This is a genomic window from Prevotella falsenii DSM 22864 = JCM 15124 (genome assembly GCF_000613945.1).
GTDB classification, from domain to species: Bacteria; Bacteroidota; Bacteroidia; order Bacteroidales; family Bacteroidaceae; genus Prevotella; species Prevotella falsenii.
Map to the genome: position 1 here is coordinate 1 of NZ_BAJY01000054.1, position 7,005 is coordinate 7,005.

Consider the following 7,005-nt stretch of genomic DNA (forward strand, 5'->3'; position numbering starts at 1 on the left):
TCTAAAACAAAATAACATTGTATCTCGGAAAAGCGATGCAAAGGTAGAACAAAAAATAATACCCACCAAATGTTTTTAGAAGAAATATTAGATAAGAATAAAATTTTCAAGTTACTTAACAAATGGAGCGAATTTACACCTTATATTATATAGGGACTGCAAATAATCTCTGCAACAAATTCCTTCTAAATACGCAAATGGGGTCGCATTTTACAGAACTGATATTCGATTGGAAAAAGCCCCTAAGTTTTTCGGAATAAACTTAGGGGACTTTTTCAAGCATATATCTTACTTACATTTTCGGTGGATTTTTCTTCTCGCTTTCTGCCAAGAAACCATGGCGATACGCATAGAGCAATTCTTCCAAAGCCTCGATTTGAAGTTTCAGCTCTGTACCTTTGTCCATATCAGCTACTTTCAAGCGACGCTGGTTCAACTCTACAATCTGTGTAGTACCTACGATGTCGATACCTCGGGTAATAGCATCTTCTTCCGATGCAAATGGTTCGTGCTGAACAAGCTCGAAACCACGAGAGTGGTAAATGAGCGTATAGCCTGCAATACCTGTTTCCTTATGGTAAGCCTGCGAGAAACCGCCATCGATGACCATAAGTTTTCCATTGGCCTTAATAGGCTTTTCGCCCTTATTGACATGAACGGGGACATGCCCGTTGATGATATGCCCCGTAGCACTGTTTACACCAAACTCTTCCATAATTATATCGGCGATGTCCTCACGCTCGCGGAACTTGAAGTAGAAACCTTTTTCTTCGTGGTGTGTTTCTTTCTCTTTGATGAAGTAGCGTTCGAAGGTGGTCATGGCTGCCTTGTCGAAAAGCGGACTGTCGGGACCGCACCACAGATAAAGGAAATAATCGATGGCATATTCACGCACCTTGGAACATTCTGAATCGGTTTGCGATTGGAATGCACGACGGATAATCATTCCCACCTTGTGCAGAAGGTCTTTACCCTTGGCGAAGTTCTTGGGTTCGATTTCAACCTCGTGTAACGTTCCGTCTTCATTCAGTGGAATAGAGGCGTGGTAAAGCAAGTTGTTGTTTATTACCTTATACATACAACCGTGGCGAAGCTGGAGAAGAATGTGCTCGCGCAGTTTTTCACTCACGGTGAACGAATGGTGAAGTCGTTCCATCAATGCCTGTTCCTCCTGTGTGAGCTTTTCGGGGTGCTTCGGATCTACCGTAGGGAAGTTGCACGATGTAAGTTTATACTCCTTGCCGCCAATGGTAATCGTTCCTTTCTTATAGTCAATCATTTCAAACAACAAGCGATGATTCATCTTCCAGTGAGGATATTTCTTTATCATCTGCGCCTCTATCTTGAATTGAATTACGCTAATTGCCTTGTGCATACGTGCAATAAGCAATATGCTCTTGTCATCAACCACGTCGGGGTTCGTAACTTTCGGGATAAATTCAACGCACGGGTCGTCGCCATAAACGTCCATTGCGAAAGTTGCCAGCTGCATTAAGTTGATGCCGTAACCGTCCTCGATGGTGTCCATATTGTCGTATCGTAAGGCAATTCTTATCACGTTGCAAATGCAAGCATCGTTACCTGCACAGGCACCCGCCCACAATATGTCGTGATTGCCCCAAGTTATATCCCACGTATGATAGTTTTTCAAAATATCCATAACCACGTGTGCACCGGGACCACGGTCGTATATATCGCCCAGAATATGCAGATGATCGATGGCAAGTCGCTGAATGACATTACAAATAGTTGTGATAAAGTCGTCGGCTCTGCCTGTTGAGATAATCGTCGAGATAATCGTGCTGACATAATCTGTCTTATCCTTGTCGGCAGAACTTTCATGCAAAAGTTCCTGAATAATATAAGAAAAATCGACAGGGAGCGATTTGCGCACTTTAGACCTTGTATATTTGCTTGAAACATCTCGACATATTCTGACCAAACGGTGAATGGCAATGTGATACCAATCCTCTATATCGCTTTCTGCTTTCTTCACAAGCTCAATCTTTCGCTCGGGATAATAAATAAGTGTGCAAAGGTCTCGCTTCTCCGACTCGCGCAGCGTATCGCCGAAAAGCTCGTTCACCTTTCTCTTAATGTTTCCCGACGCATTCTTCAAAACGTGTTGGAATGCCTCGTGTTCTCCGTGAATGTCTGCCAAGAAATGCTCTGTGCCCTTTGGCAAATTCAATATAGCCTGCAAGTTTATGATTTCAGTACTTGCATCTGCTATTGTTGGAAACGATTGAGACAGTAACTGCAAATAGCGTTCGTCTTTCTTTAAATCATAAATTTCGTTTGTCATAGTCAATTCTCCGTTAAAAATTAGTTGATTAGTACTTATCCTTATTAATTAGACTTTCTATTATTGGGCGCACCTTTTTATCGTCCAAGGGTGCAAAAGGTGCATAGCCGTCTTCTATATACAAATACTCTGAAAGTATATGCACCATACGACGAGCAAACTTCAATAAGCGCATGCGACGCAAAATAACTAACAGTCTGTCCTCATCGTAATCTTCAAACCGTATGATTTGATATATTTGAGATAAATGAAGTAAACTAAATCTTTTTTGCTTCAGCAATACTTTCGCATTCGCCAGCATCGTAGCAATTTGCTTTATTGTATCTTCTTCCTCCTCTTTAGCATTTTCATAACGGCTTTTAGCGAGGAAGTTGCCTGTTTCTATCTTTGTTCTTTCAAGTTCACCTTCCGCCTTCTGCATGTAAGGCATATATCTTAAAATCTTCGGTGTGTCAATATTGGGTATTGCAAGGAGCAAACGCTCTATGCCAATATCAACGTAATTGCGCACAAATTCATCGTCTGCACAGATAAGCATTCGTTGCCATTGCTGAGGAGTAAGCCCACGAAGTTCCAGCAGACGCTTGCTCGGAATAATCTTATTAGCCGGGTCTTGCTGCAATCCTGTATGCAATATGGCACATAAGCATTGCCATTCAAGGCTATCCATATACCGCCTGTACCTTGTGTCAATAACTTTTGTGTAAACTTGTAATACGCTTGTTGCCATTTCGTTGGCAGAAATGGAACGATTAAGCAGGCACGAAGGCACAAAATCCATACGCTTATTCCAGCCAAGTTGAGCAATATCATTCATTTCTTGCTCCGATGTTGCTAAAACAGCATCTACCATACGCACGGTTTTGCGTTGATAAGCAGCCGAACAAATCTTCTTTCGTAATGGTTCTTCCGACTTCATTGCTAAAGGAGAAAGTTCACCGTGAGGCGAGAAAAGCAATGCACAGCCATTATGTTTGGCTTTTTTGGCACAAGCGAAAGCATTCAGTTTCCAGCAAGTATGTATATGTACTATATCGGGTTTGAAACTTGACAGCATCTTACTAAACTCCTTCTTGGTAGTTGCCACCTCAACTTCTGCTGATTGCGCTTTTTCGTTTGTAATCAGTAGTGTCAGATAGTCGGAGAGCAGTTCTCCTTTCTTTATCTTATATGTAAGATGCAGTATTCGCATTATAATTTGTGAGAAATGAAATCGTATTTATTGGCTCGCCAGTATTTTATTTTATATCCAAGGTTTTGCCATATAAGGCGCAACTCGTATGGAATAATTTTCCAAGACGGAATATCCTCATTGAATAATGATAAAGTCTTCTTGCCTATTGATATTCGCAATATGAATGTTACAACGAATGCTAAAGTTGCTGCGATAGAGATTGTCCAATTTGCAGTTATAATAGAGTAAACCAAAGCTGCAATGATAAAAAGATAGTTGATGTGAATGGCAAGTTGGTCGATATAAAACCACAGACGATGCGCCATACTTCTTTTAAGATGTTGTCGGGTTTCTATATAGAAAAGGTGCTTGTTTATCCAATGTTTATAGTTGGGAGTTTCTTCTATGAGTGTTCCATCAATAGAGTTTTCTACAACAGTTGCACCTTTCTGCGCATACTTATTAACGATAAAGTCGAACTCTCCCCGAACATACTTCAGGTTACCTCTAAAGCCTTCTGCTGCAAGAAACTCGCTTTTCTTAAACAATAAAGCATTGGAATTCCAAGCATAGGCTGTTCCTTTCTGAGCTTTACGCATAAGATAGCACGATATATAGAAACGTTCAAATCGCCAAAAGTCCGGTGCTTCGTCATCATAGTTTGTATATCCTGCTACAAGATTGACATTTTCCTTGCAGTTTCGTGCCAAAGCAGATAGCCAATAGTTGGATTGTGGTGCACAGAAAATATCACAAACGAGCAGCCATTCGTATTTTGCAGCCTTTGCACCAAGCGTTATTGCAAGTTTCTTTCTGCTCATATACTTAGAAGTAGAAGGAATAAACGTTGTGTAAAGTCGCGGATTGCCGGCATAGGTCTTCAGAATATCTTCCGTTTCTGCATCACCTTTTGGCACCACAACAATTACTTCGTAGTCCTTATACTCCTGACTTAGATACTTGCTCAAGTTCTTTGACAATGCCAACGCATCGTCGTTGGGTGTAAGAATAATTGATACGGGCGGATATTGCTTTTCTTCTTCTGCGACTTCTTGTTGTTCTGTGGTTTCGGTTTCTTCTGTCAGAGCCTCGTCTGCCATTTCTTTGCAATATGGTTCTGATAACTTTGGCCTTCTGAAAAATGGATTTATAAAAGATGTTAGCAATGCTACTGAAAGCAACATTGCCGAAACTACAATCGTGTATGTATCAATTATAAACATTACCTACTTAATTAAACAAGGTAGCAGATAAAGATTGAAGTGCGTGCTTCTTATCTTCTCCTCTAATCAAAAATGATATATTGTAATTGCTTCCACCATAGCTAATCATTCTCACGGGAATATCTTTCAGTGCATTGGCAGCCTTAATTTCAAATCCAACGTTCTTCCAAGCTAAGTCGCCAACCACACAAACAATGCACATATCGGCATCAATGGTTACCGTGCCGCAAGCTTTTAGTTCGTCAGTTATCTCTTCCAAGTGGCTTGCATCTTCGATTGCTACCGACACTCCAACTTCGCTTGTTGCGATAAGGTCGATAGAAACTTGATAGCTTTCAAACACTTCGAACACTTTACGAAGAAATCCGGGCGAGCCAAACATTCTGCTGGAACGAACCTTTATTACAGTAATGTTATCTTTTGCCGCAATGGCTTTGATTTTTCCGTGTTCCATTACATTATTTATAATGGTGCCATCTGCATCCGGTTCCATTGTATTTTTCAGTCTAACCGGTATTCCTGCATACTTGGCAGGCTGAACACAGGTGGGGTGTAATATCTTTGCGCCAAAATAAGCAAGCTCTGAGGCTTCTTCAAAGTTCAGCTGGCGAACTGCCTCCGTATCATCAACAATGCGAGGGTCGTTATTGTGCATGCCGTCTATATCGGTCCATATCTGTATTTCTTCAGAGTTAATGGCTGCTCCTATCAACGAAGCTGTATAGTCAGAACCGCCACGCTGCAAGTTATCAACTTCACCGTATGCGTTCTTGCAGATAAATCCTTGTGTTATATAGACTTGATAATCAGCATTGTCAGCCATAATGGCGGAAAGCTTTTCTTTTATATAAGCAGCGTCAGGTTCGGCATTTTTATCTGTGCGCATAAAGTCAAGGGCGTTCAATAGTTTTGCCTTTATTCCTTTTTCCTGCAAATAATTTACCACCATATTGGTTGATAAAACTTCTCCTTGTGCAACAATGCTTTTTTCTTCAAACGAAGTAAAGATGTCGTTCGTGAAAGAACGCAGATAATTAAATTCTTCTTGAAAGAGCTTGAGGGTCTTCTCTTTGTACTCGTTGGTAGAATAAAGTTCGTCTATATGCGATAAATACTTCTGCTCTAACTTGTTGATTACTTCGTTCGCACCTTCATTATTCTTCTTGTACAGGTAGTCTGCAACCTCTATAAGCGTATTTGTTGTGCCACTCATTGCAGAAAGAACAACAAACACCGGTTCACCATCTCTAAGTACCAAGTCCACGACTTCTTTCATTCGTTCGGGTGAGCCGACTGACGTGCCGCCAAATTTCATTACTTTCATAATCGTATTCTGTTTGCTGTTTTATTCTTCGTTCAAAGCTACGTTCTCATCATCGACAAAGTCAAGAGGTTCTATCAACGTTTCTATGGGTTCGTTGCTTTCTTCCAAGTCCTTTGTTTCAGCATTGTCGGTAACCAACTTGAACTCGCCGTCTTTGCATCTAAACACTTTTCCCGGGAATTGCTCAAGAAGATGAATATTGTGTGTAGACATAATAACGGCAGCTCCGTCTTTAGAAGCACGCTTTAGTATGCTTACAATATTTGTAGCTGTTTCCGGGTCAAGATTTCCAGTAGGCTCGTCAGCAATAATTATTTTTGGACGATTTAACAAAGCACGTGCAATGGCGATACGTTGTTGTTCGCCACCCGAAAGTTCGCTTGGCATCTTTTCTTTTTTGTCAAGCATGCCTACTTCATCGAGGACATCGTCTATTCTTTGATTGATGGCTTGGGCATCTTTCCAACCCGTTGCCTTCATAACAAATTCAAGATTTTTGAATACATTTCTATCATGAAGCAGCTGAAAGTCTTGGAAAATAATTCCCATTTGCTTTCTAAGTGCCGGCACGTGGCTACGTTTCAGTGTTAATAGAGATTGTTCTAAGACGTTTGCACTTTCGGCATCTTCAGGATATATGTCAAGTTCGCAATAAATAGTCTTTAGCAAAGAACTTTTACCCGAACCGACTTTACCTATAATATAGATAAACTCGCCTTCACTAACTTGGAAGTCTACATTTCTAAGTACCTGTTTTTCGTCTTGGAAAATATTTACTTTATTATAATCTACTAACATTGTATGTCTTTTTGAGGATTCATTATATCTTATGCAAAGATATTGCAATCGAGCACAAAGAAAGTGAACTTTCAATTTGTCGAATGCAGTTATATCTTATGCAAAGATAAGAAAAAAAAATGATTTACCTTATTATTATGTAAAAAAAGATATTGGGTGTCCGCTAAAAGCTGAAGTTGGC

General features: G+C 40.4%; 5 protein-coding genes. All 5 read right to left on the minus strand.

What is annotated here, in order from left to right; all coding sequences use genetic code 11:
- Positions 1 to 292: 292 nt before the first annotated feature.
- Genes JCM15124_RS12105 through JCM15124_RS12125 form a run of 5 tightly spaced genes read right to left on the minus strand, consistent with a single transcriptional unit; the run spans position 293 to position 6,824 of the window.
- Positions 293 to 2,305 carry a fructose-bisphosphatase class III gene (locus JCM15124_RS12105; RefSeq protein WP_024999612.1) on the minus strand — a complete coding sequence of 671 codons (2,013 nt, stop codon included), beginning with the start codon at positions 2,303 to 2,305 and terminating at the stop codon, positions 293 to 295.
- A gap of 28 nt (positions 2,306 to 2,333) precedes the next feature.
- On the minus strand, positions 2,334 to 3,497 hold the full coding sequence (locus JCM15124_RS12110; protein ID WP_024999613.1) for a glycosyltransferase: 1,164 nt from the start codon (positions 3,495 to 3,497) through the stop codon (positions 2,334 to 2,336).
- Positions 3,497 to 4,702, minus strand: coding sequence for a glycosyltransferase (locus tag JCM15124_RS12115; RefSeq protein WP_024999614.1), 1,206 nt, complete (start codon positions 4,700 to 4,702; stop codon positions 3,497 to 3,499). Before JCM15124_RS12115 ends, JCM15124_RS12110 begins: the two co-directional genes overlap by 1 nt.
- A gap of 7 nt (positions 4,703 to 4,709) precedes the next feature.
- Entirely contained in the window at positions 4,710 to 6,026 is a 1,317-nt protein-coding gene (locus JCM15124_RS12120; RefSeq protein WP_024999615.1) for an aspartate kinase, read from the minus strand.
- A 21-nt stretch (positions 6,027 to 6,047) separates the two neighbouring features.
- Positions 6,048 to 6,824: a cell division ATP-binding protein FtsE gene (locus JCM15124_RS12125; protein ID WP_024999616.1), complete on the minus strand. Its 777-nt coding sequence runs from the start codon at positions 6,822 to 6,824 to the stop codon at positions 6,048 to 6,050.
- Positions 6,825 to 7,005 lie beyond the last annotated feature (181 nt).

Excerpts from the sequence above, each read along its gene's own strand:
- JCM15124_RS12125 (WP_024999616.1), bottom strand. The coding sequence starts at position 6,824 with ATGTTAGTAGATTATAATAAAGTAAATATTTTCCAAGACGAAAAACAG.
- JCM15124_RS12115 (WP_024999614.1), bottom strand. The coding sequence starts at position 4,702 with ATGTTTATAATTGATACATACACGATTGTAGTTTCGGCAATGTTGCTT.
- JCM15124_RS12120 (WP_024999615.1), bottom strand. The coding sequence starts at position 6,026 with ATGAAAGTAATGAAATTTGGCGGCACGTCAGTCGGCTCACCCGAACGA.
- JCM15124_RS12110 (WP_024999613.1), bottom strand. The coding sequence starts at position 3,497 with ATGCGAATACTGCATCTTACATATAAGATAAAGAAAGGAGAACTGCTC.
- JCM15124_RS12105 (WP_024999612.1), bottom strand. The coding sequence starts at position 2,305 with ATGACAAACGAAATTTATGATTTAAAGAAAGACGAACGCTATTTGCAG.